The organism is Afipia sp. GW822-FHT04G07 (assembly GCF_058800765.1).
The window spans coordinates 2,078,546-2,097,691 of sequence record NZ_JBXAMP010000001.1; the positions used below are offsets into that span (position 1 = coordinate 2,078,546).

The 19,146-nt window shown below is 63.3% G+C and carries 18 protein-coding genes; 1 reads left to right on the top strand and 17 read right to left on the bottom strand.

The genetic code is table 11. The features are described from left to right. Window positions 1-33: 33 nt before the first annotated feature. The 9 genes from AC1RKJ_RS10235 to AC1RKJ_RS10275 all read right to left on the bottom strand — a co-directional run bounded on the left by AC1RKJ_RS10235 (window position 34) and on the right by AC1RKJ_RS10275 (window position 6,808). Window positions 34-1,797: a relaxase/mobilization nuclease domain-containing protein gene (locus AC1RKJ_RS10235; protein WP_006018724.1), complete on the bottom strand. Its 1,764-nt coding sequence runs from the start codon at window positions 1,795-1,797 to the stop codon at window positions 34-36. A gap of 385 nt (window positions 1,798-2,182) precedes the next feature. After that, window positions 2,183-3,013 carry a lytic transglycosylase domain-containing protein gene (locus AC1RKJ_RS10240; RefSeq protein ID WP_006018722.1) on the bottom strand — a complete coding sequence of 277 codons (831 nt, stop codon included), beginning with the start codon at window positions 3,011-3,013 and terminating at the stop codon, window positions 2,183-2,185. A gap of 2 nt (window positions 3,014-3,015) precedes the next feature. Next, window positions 3,016-3,528: a S26 family signal peptidase gene (locus AC1RKJ_RS10245; RefSeq protein WP_006018721.1), complete on the bottom strand. Its 513-nt coding sequence runs from the start codon at window positions 3,526-3,528 to the stop codon at window positions 3,016-3,018. Continuing rightward, on the bottom strand, window positions 3,525-3,989 hold the full coding sequence (locus tag AC1RKJ_RS10250) for a DUF2840 domain-containing protein (RefSeq protein ID WP_006018720.1): 465 nt from the start codon (window positions 3,987-3,989) through the stop codon (window positions 3,525-3,527). The genes AC1RKJ_RS10245 and AC1RKJ_RS10250 overlap by 4 nt, the downstream gene beginning before the upstream one ends. A 289-nt stretch (window positions 3,990-4,278) precedes the next feature. Next, entirely contained in the window at window positions 4,279-5,160 is an 882-nt protein-coding gene (locus AC1RKJ_RS10255; protein WP_006018719.1) for a replication initiator protein A, read from the bottom strand. A 22-nt stretch (window positions 5,161-5,182) separates the two neighbouring features. Continuing rightward, window positions 5,183-5,464 (bottom strand): helix-turn-helix transcriptional regulator, encoded by a 282-nt coding sequence (locus AC1RKJ_RS10260; RefSeq protein WP_006018718.1) that lies wholly within the window; start codon window positions 5,462-5,464, stop codon window positions 5,183-5,185. A 134-nt stretch (window positions 5,465-5,598) separates the two neighbouring features. Further along, window positions 5,599-6,039 carry a DUF2285 domain-containing protein gene (locus tag AC1RKJ_RS10265; RefSeq protein WP_024337242.1) on the bottom strand — a complete coding sequence of 147 codons (441 nt, stop codon included), beginning with the start codon at window positions 6,037-6,039 and terminating at the stop codon, window positions 5,599-5,601. Between the two features lie 136 nt (window positions 6,040-6,175). Further along, window positions 6,176-6,370: a transcriptional regulator domain-containing protein gene (locus AC1RKJ_RS10270; protein WP_006018716.1), complete on the bottom strand. Its 195-nt coding sequence runs from the start codon at window positions 6,368-6,370 to the stop codon at window positions 6,176-6,178. A gap of 165 nt (window positions 6,371-6,535) precedes the next feature. After that, a complete protein-coding gene (locus AC1RKJ_RS10275; RefSeq protein ID WP_006018715.1) occupies window positions 6,536-6,808 on the bottom strand; it encodes a hypothetical protein in 273 nt (90 codons plus the stop codon). Window positions 6,809-6,954: 146 nt separating this feature from the next. On the opposite strand from AC1RKJ_RS10275, the gene AC1RKJ_RS10280 reads away from it, so the two are divergent. Then, complete coding sequence (locus AC1RKJ_RS10280) at window positions 6,955-7,203, top strand: helix-turn-helix domain-containing protein (RefSeq protein ID WP_024337241.1); 249 nt, start codon at window positions 6,955-6,957, stop codon at window positions 7,201-7,203. 101 nt (window positions 7,204-7,304) lie between these two features. Here the strand turns inward: AC1RKJ_RS10280 and AC1RKJ_RS10285 are convergent, their stop codons facing one another. The 8 genes from AC1RKJ_RS10285 to AC1RKJ_RS10320 form a co-directional block, all read right to left on the bottom strand. Then, entirely contained in the window at window positions 7,305-7,625 is a 321-nt protein-coding gene (locus tag AC1RKJ_RS10285; protein ID WP_006018714.1) for a DUF736 domain-containing protein, read from the bottom strand. A 188-nt stretch (window positions 7,626-7,813) separates the two neighbouring features. Then, entirely contained in the window at window positions 7,814-8,110 is a 297-nt protein-coding gene (locus AC1RKJ_RS10290; protein ID WP_080654815.1) for a hypothetical protein, read from the bottom strand. Between the two features lie 92 nt (window positions 8,111-8,202). Continuing rightward, entirely contained in the window at window positions 8,203-8,652 is a 450-nt protein-coding gene (locus AC1RKJ_RS10295) for a hypothetical protein (protein WP_006018713.1), read from the bottom strand. A gap of 140 nt (window positions 8,653-8,792) precedes the next feature. Beyond that, window positions 8,793-9,716 (bottom strand): DUF2493 domain-containing protein, encoded by a 924-nt coding sequence (locus AC1RKJ_RS10300; RefSeq protein ID WP_006018712.1) that lies wholly within the window; start codon window positions 9,714-9,716, stop codon window positions 8,793-8,795. 339 nt (window positions 9,717-10,055) lie between these two features. Continuing rightward, window positions 10,056-11,117: a DUF7146 domain-containing protein gene (locus tag AC1RKJ_RS10305; RefSeq protein ID WP_006018711.1), complete on the bottom strand. Its 1,062-nt coding sequence runs from the start codon at window positions 11,115-11,117 to the stop codon at window positions 10,056-10,058. Next, window positions 11,117-15,436 (bottom strand): bifunctional class I SAM-dependent methyltransferase/DEAD/DEAH box helicase, encoded by a 4,320-nt coding sequence (locus tag AC1RKJ_RS10310; RefSeq protein WP_006018710.1) that lies wholly within the window; start codon window positions 15,434-15,436, stop codon window positions 11,117-11,119. Before AC1RKJ_RS10310 ends, AC1RKJ_RS10305 begins: the two co-directional genes overlap by 1 nt. 186 nt (window positions 15,437-15,622) lie before the next feature. Next, window positions 15,623-17,737 (bottom strand): ParB/RepB/Spo0J family partition protein, encoded by a 2,115-nt coding sequence (locus AC1RKJ_RS10315; protein ID WP_006018709.1) that lies wholly within the window; start codon window positions 17,735-17,737, stop codon window positions 15,623-15,625. A 97-nt stretch (window positions 17,738-17,834) separates the two neighbouring features. Further along, window positions 17,835-18,797: an ArdC family protein gene (locus tag AC1RKJ_RS10320; protein WP_024337240.1), complete on the bottom strand. Its 963-nt coding sequence runs from the start codon at window positions 18,795-18,797 to the stop codon at window positions 17,835-17,837. Window positions 18,798-19,146 lie beyond the last annotated feature (349 nt).

The window sequence follows — 19,146 nt, forward strand, 5'->3', positions numbered from 1 at the left end:
GAACGCCCTTCCGCAGCTGGATTGGTGCGATTGTTAGAGACCGAGGTCGCGCTTGCGACCAAAGCCCCATTCGATTCCACCGCCGTCCTTCACGACGCCGGTGACGTGTTGGCCGAGCCTCCTTTCGAGTTCGCGCGACCAGGGCACGAGTTGGAAGCCGAGCCCATTGTCGATCATGGCGAAGCGTCCCGAGGCGAGCGTCAGACGCTGGCGATATGTCCCCGCCACATGCTCCCCGGATTCGGACTTCACGTAAGGGAGGCTGGTGTCGGCCGAGACTTTTGCGGCCACCTGGTCCAGTTCAAGCTGGCGCAACGTGTTCAGGAGGTTGCGCTGCAAGATGATGCGTTGGCCCTGCCGCCGCGCTAGGCCCTCCCGGATCAGATGCTCGGTACGGGCTTCCATGGCTTGGCGCGTCTCTCGGCCGAATCCGCCCATGGCAAGCGGCATGGAGTCGCGTTCGACCAGCCTGTGGTCAAGCCAGGTCGCGCCTTTTGCGGTGACCTGCTCGGCAAGATCGAGATCGGAGCGGATGGCGAGCACCACGGTCGGCCGTGGATCGCCGGCTTGACCGAAGCGTCGGACTTCGACGATTCCCCCAACGGGCGGAGCATGTTCGAAGGCCTCGATACCTCGAAAGCGCACGTGGTGCGCGCGTCCGTCGGTCCCGTCGATCAGGGCGTAGGCCTCGCCAGTCAGTTCGTCATGCAATCCACGCTCGACCAGTCGTCCCATAAGCTGAGACGTCGGCTGTCCACCCTCGATGACGAAGTCGGCGACGCCGCGCGCTTCCCCGCGCTCGGTAAAGGCGCGGTGCATGGTCTTGATGATGTCGCCGCGCATGCCGAGGTCGCGCAAGCTGCGCTCGGCCTCGAGTCCGACCATCCACTCCCCTGGTGCGGCGGATGCGGCAAGGCCCATCTTCTCGAGGTGCTGAAGACGGCCAACCATCAGGCGGCGGATCTCAGGATCCGCGCTGCCGGGATTCTTGGGTCGAAGATCGATATACCCGGTCTCTTCCGCCGCCAGTCGGACCTCCCGGTCGAGCCGCGTCCATCGTTCCGCCGAGACTTCCCTCTCCAGCGAATTGCGGATCTCGTGCTCCGGTTTTGGACCCAGTTCGATCGCGACCAATTCCTCGGCGCGTGAACGCAGGCCCCGGCTGATGTAGTCGCGGGAGATCACGAGATCAGCGCCCTCTTCGTCGACCCCCCGAACGAGAAGATGGACGTGAGGATTGTCGGTATTCCAATGATCGACAGCCACCCAATCCAGTCGCGTGCCAAAGTCGGCTTCCATCTGCTTGGCGAGGTCGCGGGTGAAGGCCTTCAGGTCGGTCATATCGCCGGCGTCCTCCGGCGAGACAATGAACCTGAAATGGTGACGGTCGTCCTTGCAGCGTTCGGCAAACGCCGCGCTATCGGCGCCGTCGCCGCGGGCATCAAACATCTCGGCCCGCTCACCACTCCGGGTCACGCCATCGCGCTTCAGATACGAGAGATGGGCCGTCAGCGGCGCTGAGCGGAAGGCTCGTCCTTTGTGGCGAACCACGCGCGCCTTCACCACAACGCGCCGCGTCGGGCTGAACAATCTCGCCCGGCTAAAGGCGAGGCGCCCGCGGCCAAACGTCGAACGCCCATGGGCCGCGGAACGCCTGCCGGCCGGGGTCTGACCCGAGGTGTGTCCGGTTTTCTTCGCCGCGCGTAGCACCTGATTGATGAAGCTTTTCGGCTTCGGCGCGCGGGTACTGCGGATGCGCCCGGGCCGGATACGCAGATCGCTGTCGCCCGTGGTCATGACTGCGCCTCGAAGGACGCCAAAACGCGTAGAGTGCCGAAAATGTAGTTGATCTCATTCTTAAAAATCCAAGGCGCGGCACGCGCCCCGACCGACCGGCACGCCGGAACCCAAGCCATGTCAATGGCTTGCGGTTCGAGCGGCGAGCCCCTTTTATCTCGCCGTCCTGCCGTCGTGGTCTCCGGGTCGCCGGTTCCCGAAAGAGCCACCGCGACCTGGCCGCCAACTCGCGAAGCCCCCACTGCTTCCGAGCGCTTGCGATAGCGATCGTTACCCGAAGGGCCGAGACACCCGAAGGGTGGCTCGGTGAGGAGCGAAGCGACGAGTAGAGCGCGGGCCGAAGGCATCGCCCATACACCATCAGCTTGCGAACCCGCACACCTGGTCATCGCGATACTCCCGAATCCGATCGAGGGACGAACATGCCAATTGGCCGGGGGACCATGGGCGAAACATCGGGCGCCGAGAACGCGGTCGTGACACCGCTAGACGGCATGAGCGCCAACAACCGATCACGCGTCTTCATGAGATCGGATCGCGTGACGAATAGCGTCGCAGCTGCTGATGACTGTCCGCCGGACGTCCACCTCGGCGGCAGTTCGACGGCAAGCAGATTTGCAAGCTTTGCGACGTATGCTCGCGTCTCGTCTGGCAGAGAGCCGCCCGCAAGATGCTCTTCATAGCGAGATGGTCCCGCATTGTACGCCGCAAACACGCCAGGCGAGCCATACCGATCGAGCAGTTCGCGCAAGTACGCCGTACCGGCCAGAATGTTGTCGTGCGGGTCGTAGGGGTCGTTCCCGAGATTGTAGCGCACACGAAGTTCCGCCCAAGTCGCTGGCATGATTTGCATCAGGCCCATTGCGCCTTTTGGCGATCTGGCGTGCACGTCACCAGCACTCTCGATGCGTTGGACTGATCGGATCCAGTTCGGCGCAATCGCAAAGCGTTGTGCGGCTTCATTGATGAAGCCGGCAAATGAGTGAGCGGTCTGACTGATCGCCGGCTGGGCGGTTGATCCGCTCTGGGCCAAAGCAGCACCGTCGAACGCGGTCAGAAGAAGCATCACGGGCACGACTGCACAAACGCGCGTGCCCAACCGACCCAAGCACGCGGTCGGGCTCGCGCCAGCCTTGCAGACATCGATCGAGACGGAGGAATGATCCCGCAATCGATCGAACAAGGGCATGGCGAGGAGAACACGTCGAATACGCACGATCACCCCTCCCACGTCCACACCGGCATCGCACGGCCGATCACGCTGGATGCCGGAAGAAATCCAAAATACCGGCCATCAAGAGAGTCGTCCGACTGCCAGTTCATCAGAAACAGATCGCCGTCGCCGACGACGCGGCAGCCCTGCCATTTCGGCAGCGGCCGGCCGCGTCCGTCGCGGTCCTTCGCCTCGCCCACCGCGACCTCGTCGACCGAAATCGTGAGGCCGGTTCTGCAAACACTCTGCCCCGGAAGGGCGAGCACGCGCTTCAGCATGGGCACGCCAATGGGCAAATAGCCGTTCAAATCGAGGAAGGTCGCGAGCGGCTCCGGCGGCTGCACGGCGACCAATTCAGTAACTTGGAATTGGTCCGCCGGTCGGAGGCGGTAGAGACCGATCGGCACGCTCGCGGATGCGTTCCAGATGTATAGCGGAATCGGCTCCAGGACGATCGTCGCGATGAGCGCAGCAGCGACCCCAATCGTCACGGCCAGCATCGGTAGGCGGCCCGTCATCGCATCACCCTTTGGCGATGGAGCCAGGCCTGATGGCGCGCTTTCGTATACGGGCGCGGGTTTTCATTAACGGACAGACGGTTGTGAACGTGATGCCAATGGTCGGGAGCGACATCAGCCGGATCGACGCCGAGCGCCTCAACGGCATCGATCATCTGCAGCACGCGCTCGACCTTCGGCCAGCCGGACAGGCGCAGCAGAATCTCACCGCCGGGCGTCACATAAGGAACGGTCGAGCAGCGCTGTCCCAGTGCGACCGCGCGCAAGATGTCGATGCGCGAAATGATCGTGCCAAAGTCGTTGGAGGTCCACCGGACGAAGGCAAAGATGCTGCCTGGCGCGAATGACAGGACACGCCGATGGCGATCAAGCTTCCGTTCCCCGACAATGCGACCGAACCGAATGCGGTTTTCGATGCGCTTCTCGAGCCACAACACTTCCACTTCCGTGAGATCGCTCATGCGGCGGCTCCCGGACGCTGGGGCTGGCAGCCGTGAGCTTGGGGCTCGGTCGAGAGTGTGTATCGCCTGCAAAGGCAGGCTGGCCTGTCGGACTGCCGTTGCCGAGCGCCATCGACGCCGCTTTCGGCCTGCTCCGTTAGAAGAAATCCGAAGGATTTCCGGTTAGTAAAGTTAGAGCGGCTGGAAAGCGCGGAGAAACAAGCTCTTAAGCTCGATTCCGGTCCCCGATAGCACGAGGATCGGGTCCCCGATAGCACGAGGGTTGCGGTCCCCGATAGCACGAGCTGATTCACAGGTTGTCCTCCGAATTTGGAATGAGACCGCGCCGGCGCAAGCGGGCCGTTAAGGGATCAACAGGCGTGGGTGCAAAGTTCAGTCGCTCGGTGCCATCAGGGTCGCGCGTGAGCACGAGCTGATAACCGGGCAATGTCTGGCGCTGGACGATCTGGCGCACGTCGTAAGCAAAGTGCTTGAGGGGCGAGAGGATGCCGGACTTGGCATGGAGGTGCACCAGATCAAAACTCCAGCCGCCGTCCTGGCGTCCGCCGTGCTTGCGCACAAGACGATAAAGCCACCTCTCAAGTCCGCCCGTCAGCTCGAAATAGGCGCGATCAATCGTCAGCACGAGCGCGTCATCGATGACGCCAGCGTAGAACCAATCCGGCAGGATCAGCTCGATCCCAAATGGGCGGCCATTTGCATCGGCCGTCTCTTTCCACTCGTTGATCCAGGAGAAGCGATGCCGTCGCCGCTCTGCCGGCTGACGGATCGACGTCAGCACGGTCGTTGACTGAAGTCTGTCGAGACCCGCCTTCAGCCGATCATAGTCGCGTGCGCCGGTGCCGCGGCCGACGAACGTCAGAATTTCATACGGCGTTGCAGCCATCAGGCGCGACGTCTTCAGGCCGGCATCACGGGCTTCGACAATCTGGGACGCGGCCCAGATCAGAACGTCTGCATCCCAGATCGTCGCCATGCCGTGTTCCGGCACGGCTTCGACACGAATTGCGATCGCACCGGCACGGAAGTCGATCGGCACGATCCGCTTAGTCTTTGCGAGGGAGAAGAACGGATACGCCATCAGATCCTGCGCGTCGCGCGGCGCAAGATCGCCGGGCAACGCCCGAAAGAGCTCAAGCTGGTCGCGCTCCGAATGGTGTTTGCGCCGCATGGTCACTACTCTCACGCGGCAATCAGCGACGTTCCTGGCCCGCATACGGGCGCAGCGCGGGCTGCTTCTTGGCCGGCAGTACCGTCCCCTTCCCGGGATCGGACGTCGACGTCTTGGCGCCGCGGTCAGCCCACGCTTTCAGGTCATCGACGGCGTAGACAACACGTCCGCCGATCTTCCGATACGTCGGTCCAGTACCGTACGTGCGGTGCTTCTCGAGCGTGCGACCGGACAGGCCAAGATAGCGCGCGGCCTCAGGTGTACGCAGGAATCGCGGTGGTAGACCGGCCATCGGATCGGGCATTTGAGGACTCCAGGAGGACATCGCACTACGCCTGGCTAGGCCGGCGTGTGTGCGGTCATCATGGAGAAGCAAGATCTCGGAGGGGGATGCCGAATATGGAGGGGGCCGCTTTCGATACCCCCCAACCGGAAGGGCTATTCGTCCCTGCGCCCGGACCGCAGAAGTTTGCGGTAACCACCGCGCATCAACGCAAGGCCGCCTTGCACCAAGCGGATTGTTCGATTGCGCAGATCATGGGTCTTCCAGGCACGGTCGGGGATTCGCTTTTTGCCGAAGAGCGCTTCGGCGATAACGCGATAGCTTCCGCCGGCGCTGCGAGCATCAAGCGCACGGATCGCGGCGCTCAAGCGTTCGCGCCGCTGTTTAGATAGTTGGTGAAAGGCAGGACCTGGTGCGCGTCCATTCATCGCGCGCCACAGCCGGCGGGCTGCATACGCACGCGCGCCGAAATCGCCGTCAAATGGCAGTTCGGCTGCATATGACGCGCCAAGCACCGGTGGATCCTTGGACCAGACACGGTGATCCACTGCACCGATGCGCAGCACGGCGTGCCAGCCGTCGGCGGCGCGGCGCATCTGGCCTGCTGCAAGGTCAAGCAGCGGTTGAGGCGCTGAACTGCGATCGGCGGCCGAGGCAACCTTGACCGGAACGACCGCCGCTAGAACCTCAGGCGCCCAAAAGATCGTCTGCTCATCGAACGACCGCCGCGGGTCATGGGCGAAAGCAGAGGCCCCACCTCCTCCTGAATTCGTCAGTCACTTCGCCGTTCGGGCTGTTGGCAATCATCACCTCGTACTCACGCCGGTAACCGGCGTTGCGGCGGAGACATTCCCAGGCGATGTCGGTGATTTCGGCGTCTTGTAGGCTCTTGTAGGATTCCGGCGACCGCCAGTCGAATTCAGGCATTGCTTCCGCCCCATTGCACGCTGCTAACAACGATTGCGCCGCAATAGGTATGAACGAGGCGGTTGTAGGAAGCCCCTAGTTTGGCACCACGTGGTGCACCGGAATGACCACCGATCAGCAAAAGAAAATAGTTCTGCCTGCAAGTCGCCGGCCGGCGGTTTTCTTCTATTTTGAGCCGGTGCCGCGCAAGAGGCGTCCCTGCTCGGTCACCCATTTGGCGCGCGCGAGATGACTCTGATATGCGCTTCGCGCACGGTCCGGCTCCCGCACCGGATCGATATGCAGCACCACTCGAGCGACTTCCATCCAGTCAGCCCCTTGGCTTTCGGCCTGCAGAAGGCGCATGTAGGTCACGACATGCTGCTCATCGTAGGCAGTGAGAATTTGATCTGCAGGCGCAGCGTCGGCGACGCCTGGGTCGAGCGGCGGCTTCCTCATAAGACTCCACGCCTTAGTTTAGACAATTTCTAACACGCGGGCAGGAAGGAGCAGAAGCGCCAAAATTGTCGCGGAAGCCGTCCGGATCGCGTTTTGTCGAAAATACTCCGTGGTGAAATACTCTTCAAGGACATGCCCTCTCGCGTATGGATATACGCGAGATACTTGCAATCAATTTGCGGAAGCTCCGGCAGGCCCGTGGTTTGTCACAGGAGGAATTGGCTCATCGTGCTGAAATTGACCGCACTTATATCAGCGCACTCGAGCGAAGCGTTTATGCGGCGGGTATCGACGTTGTCGATCGGCTCGCTCGCAGCCTGGGTGTCGAGGCCGCCGACCTGCTCACTCGCCCGCCCACAAGCACCAAGAAAAGGACTCGGGGGCAGGCCGAGTGATTGAGCCGACCCGCTCGATCCGGCGGCCGGTTCGCGCTCACTGACGCCTGGAAGGATGGGAAGCCCCGCCCGGCAGACCGGACGGGGCTTGATGAAGTGGCCTACTCGCCGGTCTTGCGCGGCCGCGACCAGAGCAGGGTGTAGCCTTCACCGCCTTCGTCGTCGAACAGGTTCGCGTAGATCGGCGCGTTGAAGGAAGGATCGTCGAGCTTGAGCGAGAGGTAGTCGCGGCCTTCCTCGGAACGCTTCGACCAGGCTGCGCCGATCTCCGCCCGGCCCACATAGATGCGGTGGCTGGGGGCGTTGTCATTGGAGCGGTTGGTCTCGGCGACGATGCGGACGCCCTTGGCCTTCAGGCTCAGGGTGACGATCTCGCCCTGGAATTCGTTACCGACCTTCTTGAAAGAACCGATGTTAGCCATGTCACTTCTCCTGTTGTGTTTCGAGCCCGCGACCACCGCGGCCTCGATGGCGATCTAGGGCCGAGGACGATCGGCGACGCACCCGCTCGGGCCGGAGCGCAGCGGAGGACGTCGTTGTGGCGACTTTCTTGCCTCGCGAGGAATGGGCGAAGCCCAGGGGAAGAAAGTCGCATCAACGGCGTTGCGGCTCAGACGATCGAGGCGAAGCCGGTCTTCGGCCAGATCAAGCCATCAACGAGGCCACGTGCGTCCGCGTGCTGAACCACGATATCTGGAGAAGCGTGGCTATCTCGGTTTTGATGAACAAGAGGCGTGAACGATTCAGCGGGGAAAGAGAAACAATCTCCTGCAAAAGGCGGTATCGTCTCCCAAGAACGGATCGAGATAAGATCGTTCTGCCGCGGCTGCGTGGGCCAGACCGAATGTCGGCAGCTTGATCGATGAATTCCGAGCAGGACGAGATCTCCGCGCTCAAGTTCGATCATCCCGTTCACCGCGCCGATCTACGCGAAACGAAGCTATTCGACATGGCAGCGGTAAGCGATCGCCCCTGGGGCCATGCGGCCGTAAGAATTGGCTAGGACGGTTTCTCCACCACCACATCGGGCTCGAACGGGCGGGTCTTCGCCAAAACCACCAAGCGCGTCATCGCCGTGCCGCCAACGCAAACCGCGCCCAAGGAAGCGAAGACTTCACGCCAAGCCAGCGAGGGCACCCCGATATTGGACACGGCGAACACCACATGATAGCCGGCGACGGCGGCGGGAACAGCGAATGCTGTTGCGATCGCGATGCGCAAGGCCGAGGACCGAGTAACAGCAAAGGCGACCTGGCCGAGGACCAGCGTCAGCGCACCGCCGGCCGTCGCGATAAGCATGGCGCCAATGAGGCCGGCGTCGCTGTGAAACGTCATCATCCCGATAATGAGTGCGACAAAAAACGGCAGGGCATACACGGCAAGCGCAATGATCGCCCAGCAGAACAGACCGATGCCGAGTGTGTTGAGAACAAGCCCAATAGCGAGCATGGTGGTGGCTCCATGTGCATAGATCTACCAGTCGCGCCTTCCACCACCACCACGGCGCAACTCTGGATATGAGACTGAAACGAGGCGGAGTTGCGGCGGGAGCAATTTCGCCTCAAAGACTTCAGTTGAGCAGACGGCGCTCATGCGCCGCCGAACATCCAGACCGGGATGCCGAGCCGTTTCGCCTTGTCGGCGAGGTTGTCCTGGATGCCCGTGCCCGGGAAGTGCATGACGCCGATCGGCAGGAGTTCGAGCATGGCATCGTTGCGCTTGAACGGTGCTGCCTTGGCGTGCCTCGTCCAGTCGGGCTTGAAGGCGATCTGGGCCACTTTGCGGTTGCTCGCCCATTTCGAGGCGATCAGTTCGGCCCCCCTCGGGGAGCCGCCATGCAGCAGGACCATGTCGGGATGCTTGGCATGAACCTTGTCGAGACGATCCCAGATGAGGTGGTGGTCGTTGAAGTCGAGCCCTCCGGTGAGCGCGATCTTTGGCCCTGAGGGCAGCAGGATCTCGGTCTCGGCGCGGCGCTTGGCTGCGATGAAGTCGCGGGAGTCGATCATCGCCGCGGTCAGGGTGCGGTGGTTCACCAGCGATCCCGATCGGGGGCGCCATAATGTGCCGGTGTGAGTCTCGAAGCGTTCGATGGCTTGGTCACGGAAGAGCTCCAGGCAGTTGCGTCGCTCGATCAACGTGGTGCCTTCCGCCGTGATGCGTTCGAGTTCGACGGATCGAACTTCGGAACCGTCCTGCTCGCGCTGACTCTTCCGTTGCGCCTGTTCGTTGTCGTCGAGTTGGCGACCGATGCGGTCGACGGCTCGGTGGAACAGGTTGACGGTCGACCAGAGCAGATCGTCGAGGTCCGGCTCGAGCCGCGTGTCGCTCAACGTCGCGACCAGGGCATCGAAGATATCGACGACGGCACCGGTAATGATCCTGCCGTCGGGAAGCGGCCGTGGATCGGGCTGGTCGTCGAAGGGGCGGTAACCGAAGAGCTGCAATTCGGCAAGAACGTGTTCGGTCGGAGATGCGTCGTGCGGTGGTTCGATGTCATCGTGGTCGGTCATGGAGGCGATCCTTTGCCGGATCGGCCGCGACCATCGCGGCCTTCGTGGCGATCACTCAGACGGCAGGCGGAACGGGCCAGAACCCGGAGCAGAGCGGAGGGCCGAAGCGCAGCGGAGGATGGCGGAGGCCGGGCTATTTTGCTTCGCGATGCAAAGCGCGCTCGCCAGATGGCTAATGTGTCTTCTCGTCGCCGGCGCGCGGCGGAAAATAGCCGGACGCAGCCATTGCCGGTCCGAGCCGCTTGCCGTCCGATCGCCCTCTAGAAGGCCGTGGTCGCGTGCTCTCCCGGCAGTGGCCGCACCGCGACCGACCTGTCGATGCCCATCGAATTGCCGGGGCTATTCCGCGGTTGCCAACGACGAATGCAGCAAACGGACGACGTCCTCTGGTACGAGCTGAAGCCGCAACGATGCGCGGAGGGCTTCGAGGCCAAAGATGTGCAGATCTTCGTTGAAATCGCCCACCCGAGGCGACAGCGGAATCGCTTCAACGCCGGCCTCTACCGCGCGCTGCGTGAGAATCGCCTGTACGGTATCTCCGGCAGCATCGTCATCGCGGGCGATATAGAGCCGACGCAGGCCAGATGGCAGCATCATCGCTGCGAGATGATTAGCCGAAAGCGCGGCCGCCATGGGCAGGGCCGGCAGTGCGTAACGCAGTGACAGCATGGTCTCGATTCCCTCGCCGGCAGCGAGCACATCATCGACCACGCCGAAGCGAACGGCGTTGCCGAGCAGGTCACCCATGGCGCGTCGTGGTGTGTCGATCGGAGCCTTGCCGAGCCGCACGCGATCAAAACCGTGTGGATCTAGCCAGGTGCGGTGCACGCCGGTGATCCGTCCATCGAGGTCGGTGACACAGGCTATCATCGCCGGCCAGGTTTCGGTCGACGAATGCTCATCCGGTCGATAGTAGCAACGAGGATGGAAGCGCAAGCTGCCACCATGGTTGATGCAACTAATTCCGCGACGCTGCAAGTACGCCTCGGCTAATGTCCCTTCAATCGGGTTGGATATCGCAAAGAGCCGACGAGCGGCTTCCTGCGATCCGGCCGGCGCGACTGGACGAACGGGCCTCGGGAGTGATTGCTCCTCGGAACGAGGCAGCTTCAGAAAGCGCCTCGCCTCCTCGGCGACCTCGCGAAAGTCTCGCAAGGCCAGACTTTCGCGGATGATGTCGAGGAGATCACCATGTTCTCCGGTCGCGGCGTCGGTCCATTTCCCAGCGGGTCCCTTCGGTGATTCGTGCAGCCGCACGAACAACGAGCGGCCCGGCGTATTGTAGACGTCGCCGACCAGCCAGTACCGCCCCGCCCGCCTGCCATTAGAGAGATAGTGTCGGCACACCGCCTCAGCCTCGCACGAGAGGCGGCGTGCCAGTTCGGAAGCATCGCCGGCCATCACGCGGCCTCCCGCTCACTGACGCCCGTAACCGGATAGGTGTCGAGCACCCTGGACAGGACCTCGATGCCGCTCGCGTCCGTGGGTACGAACATGCGCAGCTTCCAGGAGATGATCTCCCCAAAGAGGCCGTAAGCACGGAGGCGATCGCGTATCGTGTCGTTGAATCCGGACAGCTCGATGCGATAGGCGCCCATCACCCGGACGCGGCGAAGTTGGAGTTCCTCCGCGAGGTCGAGGACGGTGCGTCCCTCCATCAGCGCGGCAAAGGCAGCGTCCGGCGTCAGCGCGGGCGCGTCCCTCGAAAGGACGTTTGCGACCCATGTGGCCGAAAACTTGCGTCCGATGATGCGTTCGCCCGCATCGGTCTGGAGCCGATAGACGCGGGTTGATTCGTTCGGCAGCCGCTTCCAGATAGGGAGCAGCAAGCCCGCCACAACGTGGATCGTGCTTTCCGTGAACTGGGGCACCTCGGCAAGCTCCGCCACCCAGGCCGCAGCGAAGCGCCCACGGTCCGCTTCGATCCAGTGGCTCTCCGCCATCATGCTCAAGGGGACCGTGTGCTGATCCATCGGCCGGATCAGACGGACGCGCCGCTCGATCTCGCCGTCATCGAGCATGACGCTCGCCGCGGGGACCTGCACGGCGGCTCGTCCCGAGCGCTCATTGACCAGCAGGACGGCCTGACGATCGGAAAGACGAGCAAGAGCGTCATCCAGACTCACCGGATGATTGCGCTGGCGCTGTGTGACAGTGAGCAGCCGGGTCTCGGCGCCGGTCCCCCGCTGGTCATAGATCGTCCGCCGGTCGGTGACGACAAGGCTCTCGGCACGGAGTGTTTCCAACCCGACGTCGTAGGTGCCGGATGCAACCGCGCCTTCGATCCGAGCGGTCAAGAGCTGCTCGAAGGCGGTGAACAGCACATTCTGGAGGTCGATGGTGAGCGCCAATAACCTGTTCAGAAAGGTCGTGATCGGCGGCAGGTCATTCCTGAGCCCATTGGCATCCATGAGCTTCAGACCGGTTGCATCCTCGAACCTCCCAAGCGAGCAACCGTCGACCTTGCCTCGCGCGAGCAGCGTGTAGAGCTGACGCAACGCATCACGTCCATACTGGCTTTCGAGATTGTCCTCGGGCCGGAACAGGCCCTGTCCTCCGGTCTGACGTTGGCCGCGCGTAATGGCTCCCAACGTATCGAGCCGGCGGGCAATGGTGCTGAGAAAGCGCTTCTCGGCCTTCACGTCTGTCGCAATCGGACGAAACAGCGGCGGCTGCGCCTGGTTGGTCCGGTTGGTGCGGCCAAGGCCTTGGATCGCGGCGTCGGCCTTCCAGCCGGGCTCGAGCAGGTAATGGACGCGCAACCGGCGATTCCGCGCCGACAGTTCGGCATGGTAACTCCGCCCCGTGCCGCCGGCGTCGGAGAACACGAGGATGCGCTTGACGTCATCCATGAAGGCCGAGGTCTCGGCGAGATTGGCCGAGCCTGCGCGGTTTTCGACCACCAGCCGGTCGCCCTTGCGGATGACGCGGCGCGAGCGGCCCGTCACCTCGGCGACCAGTTCGGTGCCGAAGCGCTGGATGACCTGATCCAGTGCCCCAGGTACCGGCGGCAGCGAGGCAAGCTTCTCGATGAGGCGGTCACGGCGTGCGACGGCTTCCCGGCTCTCGACCGGCTGGCCGTCGCGATAGACAGGCCGGGAGCAGAGGTTACCTTCCGAGTCGGTGAAGGGTTCGTAGAGCTGGACCGGGAAGGAGTGGGCGAGGTAGTCGAGGACATACTCGCGCGGGGTGATGTCGACCTGGACGTCGCCCCATTCTTCAGTTGGAATCTCCGCGAGCCGGCGCTCCATCAGCGCTTCGCCCGTCGACACGATCTGGATGACCGCGGCGTGCCCAGCCTCAAGATCGTTCTCGATCGCACGGATCAGTGACGGGGTCTTCATCGAGGTCAGGAGGTGACCGAAGAAGCGCTGCTTCGCGCTTTCGAAGGCGGAGCGTGCCGCAGATTTGGCCTGCCCGTTCAGCGTTCCCGTTGCGCCGGTGATGTTGGCGGCCCGCATCGCCGCGTCCAGGTTATTATGGATGACGCTGAACGCACCGGCATAGGCGTCGTAAATGCGGACCTGCTCCGGCGTCAGTTGGTGCTCAACAAGCTCGTACTCGACGCCCTCGTAAGAGAGCGAGCGGGCTGCGTAGAGGCCGAGCGCCTTGAGGTCGCGCGCCAGCACCTCCATGGCCGCGACCCCACCCTCCTCGATCGCTTCGACGAACTCGGCACGGGTGGCGAACGGAAAGTCGGCGCCGCCCCAAAGGCCGAGGCGTTGGGCATAAGCGAGATTGTGGACCGTGGTTGCGCCCGTCGCCGACACATAGACCACGCGGGCATTCGGCAGCGCGTGCTGGAGCCTCAAGCCCGCGCGCCCCTGCTGAGAGGCCGCTTGGTCACCACGCTCGCCCTTGCCCCCGATCGCATTCTGCATGGCGTGGCTCTCGTCGAAGACGATCACTCCGTCGAAGTCCGAGCCCAACCATTCGACGATCTGCCTGACGCGCGAAAGCTTCTCGCCACGCTCGTCGGTCCGTAGCGTGGCGTAGGTGGTAAATAGGACGCCTTCCGCAAGCCGGATCCGGGTGCCCTGGCGAAACCGGGACAAGGGCGTAACGAGCAGGCGCTCCATCCCGAGCGCGGACCAATCGCGCTGCGCGTCCTCGATCAGCTTGTCGGATTTGCTGACCCAGACGGCACGTCGGCGGCCCTTGAGCCAGTTGTCGAGCAGAATCCCGGCGACCTGCCGGCCCTTGCCCGCGCCGGTGCCATCGCCCAAGAACCAGCCGCGGCGAAAGCGGACGGCATTCTCTGCGTCATCGCGCGCGGCGGCGATAACATCAAAGGTCGCATCGACCGTCCAGGAGCCCACGAGAAACTCAGAATGCGCCTCGCCGGCATAGATGACGCTCTCAAGTTGGGCGTCCGACAGAACTCCATCTGCCACCAGACTCGAAGGCAGGTGCGGACGATAGGATGGTTTCGGTGACGCAACGGACGCCATCGCCGCGGACTGCACGAGCTTGGTCGGGTGTGCGCACGATCCGGGAATACGGATCGATTGCAATCCGTATTCCTCGTAAAGGGCATCGGTGAGCCGGGTGCCTTCCGGCGGCGACCATTCGACCGTTTCGTATGTAAGTTCGACGCCTTCTGGCGCGGCGTCTCTCGAAGAAGACGATGAGCGTGGTGCAACGGCGCCCAGCGATCGCGACATAGCCGGCCGCTCGATAGCGACGATCTCCGGTGATATGGCGACGGGCAGCCTTGGAGGCACATGCTGGTTCACCCAGTCGAGCAAGGTAGCGACGTCGGCCGCCATGCCTGGCGAAGCCGGAAAAGCCGTCGGATCGGCAGCGGGCAGCTTGTCGATCACAAGCAGCCGTGTGTCGATTTGTGTTCCGTGCTTCGCGTAGATGGCGCCGTCGATCGCCGCAGAAAACGCTACCTGCCCGCGTTCCTGGAGCCGCACAAAGGCTTCTCGCCATGCCGGGTTATCCGGTGCGAAGCTGGCGCCAGTGATGGCGACAAGGCGTCCACCGTCGCCAAGACGCGCGAGCGCTGAAGCGATGTGACGGAGAGCCGCATCCGTCATCCGTCGGTCTACGTTCGTCAATGCCGAGAACGGCGGGTTCATCAGAACGACGCTCGGCACGACACTCGCGTCGAGGTGGTCGTCGATCTGTGCAGCATCGAACCGCGAGACCTTAACGCCTGCGAAGAGATGATCGAGCAGCGCCGCGCGGGCCTCGGCCAACTCGTTCAAGACCAGAACGCCGCCGGCGAGCTCGGCAAAGACGGCGAGCAAACCGGTCCCAGCAGAAGGCTCAAGAACGCGATCGGCCGGCGTAATGCCAGCCGCGGCGCATGCGGCCAGCCCAAGCGGGATCGGCGTCGAGAATTGCTGAAGCGCCTGGCTGTCCTCGGAACGCCGCGTGTGGGTCGGCAGACAGCTAGCGATCTTCGTGAGCATCGGCAGCATTGCTGCCGTCGACCCAGCCTTGGCACGCATCGCGGGGCCGAACTTGCGAAGGAACAGAACGGCTGCCGCCTCGCAGACGTCATAGGCGGTCTTCCAATTCCAAACGCCGGCCGTGTCCGAGGCGCCAAAGGCAGACTCCATGGCGCTACGCAGAACAGCGGCATCGATGCGACGGCCGCGTTCGAGCTCGGTCAGGACCTGTCGCGCGGCCCTGACAGCGGCAGAGGTGAGATTTGCAGCGGCACGCATGGAGAGCGGCGTGGCGATGCCGCCGGCAAGAGATTCGGTCATGGCAGGAATTCTTTCGGAGAGCAGGAATGGGTCGAACCATCAGGCGCTCTCCTTTGCCCCCGACGGCTCAAACCCTTCCCGGCCCGACTCTCACTCTCCGCCGTTCCCAATAAGAATGGGGACCAGCGCTACACACCGGTCCCCAAGCAACCGCGGGACGGCCAAAGCCGCCCCGCTCTGTGATGATCACTCAGCCGCGTCGAGATGTTGCGGATCTTCGTCGGCGGCGGTCTCCTGATCCTCCTCGTCGGCGAGGAATTCGGGCAGCCGGCCCGCCTCGCTCTCCTGCTCTGACGCCGCATCGGGATCGAGGAGACGCAACGGCTCCGGCAACCAACCCGAGCCATCCAGAAGTCGTTCAGCCTCCTTGGCCATGTCGGCCTTCTTCAGATGGTCGATCAGTTGCGCCGACGACTCGCCCTTGGCCTGCCGCACGGCATCCAGAATACGCGGCTTGGTAACCCGGCCGAGATAGTTGTCGACGGTCGGTCGCCAGCCGGCCTGCACCATGTCGAGCCCGACCGCGCGCGCCAGCACATCGGCCTGGTCGAGACGCGTGCGAACGCCATGGGCGGAGACGCGACCCTGATTGTAGCGATTGGCTGGCTCATGGACGGCGTTGACCGCAAACGACGCACAGTGGGCGAACAGCGACGCCTGTGCACCACCATCGAGAGCCGTCAGCGCATCCCAGAGATCGTTCTCGCTCTTTGGCAACCGTGCCTTCCAGACCTCATGTCGCGCCTCGACTGCTTTGGCCGAGACGCTTTCCCTCAGCCCCGGAGCTTGGGCGGGAAAGTTCGGCGTGCGAAGGCTGATCTCAAGACAGCTCCCGGACGATGCGAACCGGTAAAAGGCCGTCAGCACGAAGTTATGCAGAACTGCCTGGAACGCGACCGCTGGATTTCCCGCCAACGCATCACGCAATGTCAGTGTACGATGCGCCGTCAACTCGATGATGAGACGATCCGGCAAAGGTTTGGTCGCGTCCTCATCATCCTCCTCGGCATCAGCAGCGCCGCCTGCGACCGCGATGACCGTGCGCTGGACGGAAGGGCCCACTTCAAGACCTTCGGTCGACGACGCATCGGCGCCCTGCCCGACATCAGGATCAGTTGCCGGCACCTCGTCCTCCGGCCGGACGTAACCCCGGTCCACGGCGAGGCGTCCTTCGGAGTCGATGCTGATGAAGACACCAGCTCGGGCGATCTCCGCCGGTTCGTAAAGCATCGGCCGGTCTTCGAATGCAGCCAGGGCCGACTCGATTTCGCCGAGACGCTGATCGACCTCGTCGGGCAACTCGTCGGCATCCCGGTAGTCGACTTCCAGCTTGGCTTGCTCGGCGTTCAGCGCATCGATGGTGGCCTGCTCCTCAGGCGAGAGATCGACGGGCTTGCCTTCGATTTGTCGTAGGCCTTGAGTGTGACCGTAGGGGAAATCTACGGCGACCGAGATCCACTTCCAGCCTTCGGCAGCAATCGTCTCAGCTTCGGCCTTGAGCTTCTCGGTTACGAGGCGGTCGAGCAAGACGACGTCCTGAAGCCAGCCGCCGTCGTCGTGCTCGAACAGATCCCGCAGAACGCCGCCACCCGCGCTCTGATAGGCATCGAGGCCCACAAATTGGGCCCGGGGATCGGAACCGCGCACGGTGTTCTCCGTGAGCAGCCGGCGGATCTGGTATGGCTCGTCATAACCGGAGCGGCTGACATTCTCCCAGACTTGCTCCTGGCGGGCGTGATCGGCCGTGACCGAGAACGCCATGAGCTGCTCGAGGGTCATGCCGTCTTCGGCATAGACCTCATGCAGCTTTGGCGAGACCGACGCCAGGCGCAGGCGCTGCTTGACGATTGCAGGGTTCACGAAATGACGCGCGGCAATGTCTTCCTCGCTCATGCCGAGATCGCGGAGTGTCTGGAAGGCCCTAAACTGATCAAGCGGATGCAGGCCGACCCGCTCATCGTTCTCCGCCACCGAATCGTCCTCGGCGATGCCCCCTTCACGCACAACGCACGGCACCGCCTGCGTCTTTGACATCCGCTTCTGTTTTACCAGGAGCTCGAGAGCGCGATAGCGCCTGCCGCCCGCTGGCACCTCGAACATGCCGGTCTCGTTGCCATCTGCATCGACGACGGCCCGGACACTCAGACCTTGCAGAAGCGTACGCTGCGCGATGCTCTCGGCTAGCTGCTCGATCGAGACACCGGCCTTGACGCGGCGAACGTTCGACTGGCCGAGCACGAGCTTGTTGAAGGGAATGTCCCGAGAAGGGGACAGCGTGATCTTTTGTACGGCTTTCGTCATTTTGGCTCTCCACGACGGGTGGCCGTGAGACTCTCTCTCGGCTTCCAACCCGTCGCGAACAGCCTCCCCTCCTCTCACTCTCGCGCGAGGCCAGGCATCACGCCGTCTCGTGATCGGCGACAGCCGAATCCAGCGATGCGGGCTCAATGGACCCGGGAACGAAACCGAGCAAATAGTCCGCGGCCTTGCTCGCCTGCGAGGCGGCCCGCACGATGGCGCGATTGTCTTCACGCAGGACTTCGAGCCAGGAGCCGATATAGTCGGCATGGCGCACGGTGGGGACGATCCCTAGCGACGCGCAGCTGAACGCGGAACTCAATTCGGCGACCAGCTCTTCGAAGGCATATTTCTTGGTACCGTAGGATCCGCTCTGGTCGCGATTGAGACGCGACGGGTGCCCAGTCGCATGACCGAGTTCATGCAAGGCCGTACGGTGCCAGTTGATGGGTTCGAAATAGGCCTGCGGCGGCGGGACCTGAACATAGTCTTCGGCTGTTGCATAGAATGCGCGATCTCCACCGATCCGAAATGGAATTCCGCTGGCCGTGATCAGGGCATCGACCGTCGGTTCGATGAGGCCGGCCGGCGGCGGCGGCGCAGCGGTGGCAATGTCGTCGGGCAGTTGCTCGCACTGATCGGTGTTGAAAACGGTAAATCGCTTGAGGAACGGGATCGCCTGCGCGTCTTCGCCGGTCTCGGCGGCGCGGCGCTTTTCATCATTCGGCACGAAACGATCCGCGTAGACGACGGTAGTCCCGCGCTCTCCCTTGCGAACGTGGCCGCCAAGAGAGAGTGCCTGGCGGAAAGTGAGCCAACTTTGACCGGTAAATCCGCGTTCGATCACGACTCCCCAGAGGATGAGGATGTTCACACCACTGTATTGCCGGTTGGTCGACGCATTTTTCGGCATGGCCAGCGGCGCTTTCGCCGCGGCAGTACCCCAGGGCTGAACCCAGGGGACGCGTCCGGCCTCAAGCTCGGCGATGATCTTGTCGGTGATTTCGTTGTAGAGGTTCGCCCGGTCCTGGCCGGCGCGCGCGCAAGCATTAGGGTTTGACATCGCGGGTCTCCGCGACGGGCACCGCGAGCCTCTCTCGCAGATTGTAACCCGTCACGGAAAACCAGCCTGCACTCTTACTCTCAGCTTCTTGCCTTAGGCCGCAGGCCTGATCCGGCGTGCGCCAGGGGCGCATCGCCCCAAGAGAAATGGCACCCGCAGGAGCGTGAGCATAGCGACGCCGAAGGCGGCACGCGGGACCGAGTGCAGCGACGAGACCGGTTAAAAGGGCACCCGGGAACGGGGCAGTGATAACGATCGCCGCAGGCGAGCCCCTTTTCCGAGTGCCCCCGGCGAGGAGCACCAAAGCTCTGGCGCGAGGGATCGAAGCCGCAGGCCGAGACGCGGCGCG

Coding starts and splice junctions, on each gene's coding strand:
- AC1RKJ_RS10235 (WP_006018724.1), bottom strand. CDS start 1,797: ATGACCACGGGCGACAGCGATCTGCGTATCCGGCCCGGGCGCATCCGC.
- AC1RKJ_RS10245 (WP_006018721.1), bottom strand. CDS start 3,528: ATGACGGGCCGCCTACCGATGCTGGCCGTGACGATTGGGGTCGCTGCT.
- AC1RKJ_RS10250 (WP_006018720.1), bottom strand. CDS start 3,989: ATGAGCGATCTCACGGAAGTGGAAGTGTTGTGGCTCGAGAAGCGCATC.
- AC1RKJ_RS10255 (WP_006018719.1), bottom strand. CDS start 5,160: ATGCGGCGCAAACACCATTCGGAGCGCGACCAGCTTGAGCTCTTTCGG.
- AC1RKJ_RS10260 (WP_006018718.1), bottom strand. CDS start 5,464: ATGCCCGATCCGATGGCCGGTCTACCACCGCGATTCCTGCGTACACCT.
- AC1RKJ_RS10265 (WP_024337242.1), bottom strand. CDS start 6,039: ATGCGCCGCGCCGCCGACGGCTGGCACGCCGTGCTGCGCATCGGTGCA.
- AC1RKJ_RS10270 (WP_006018716.1), bottom strand. CDS start 6,370: ATGCCTGAATTCGACTGGCGGTCGCCGGAATCCTACAAGAGCCTACAA.
- AC1RKJ_RS10275 (WP_006018715.1), bottom strand. CDS start 6,808: ATGAGGAAGCCGCCGCTCGACCCAGGCGTCGCCGACGCTGCGCCTGCA.
- AC1RKJ_RS10280 (WP_024337241.1), top strand. CDS start 6,955: ATGGATATACGCGAGATACTTGCAATCAATTTGCGGAAGCTCCGGCAG.
- AC1RKJ_RS10285 (WP_006018714.1), bottom strand. CDS start 7,625: ATGGCTAACATCGGTTCTTTCAAGAAGGTCGGTAACGAATTCCAGGGC.
- AC1RKJ_RS10290 (WP_080654815.1), bottom strand. CDS start 8,110: ATGATCGAACTTGAGCGCGGAGATCTCGTCCTGCTCGGAATTCATCGA.
- AC1RKJ_RS10295 (WP_006018713.1), bottom strand. CDS start 8,652: ATGCTCGCTATTGGGCTTGTTCTCAACACACTCGGCATCGGTCTGTTC.
- AC1RKJ_RS10300 (WP_006018712.1), bottom strand. CDS start 9,716: ATGACCGACCACGATGACATCGAACCACCGCACGACGCATCTCCGACC.
- AC1RKJ_RS10305 (WP_006018711.1), bottom strand. CDS start 11,117: ATGGCCGGCGATGCTTCCGAACTGGCACGCCGCCTCTCGTGCGAGGCT.
- AC1RKJ_RS10310 (WP_006018710.1), bottom strand. CDS start 15,436: ATGACCGAATCTCTTGCCGGCGGCATCGCCACGCCGCTCTCCATGCGT.
- AC1RKJ_RS10315 (WP_006018709.1), bottom strand. CDS start 17,737: ATGACGAAAGCCGTACAAAAGATCACGCTGTCCCCTTCTCGGGACATT.
- AC1RKJ_RS10320 (WP_024337240.1), bottom strand. CDS start 18,797: ATGTCAAACCCTAATGCTTGCGCGCGCGCCGGCCAGGACCGGGCGAAC.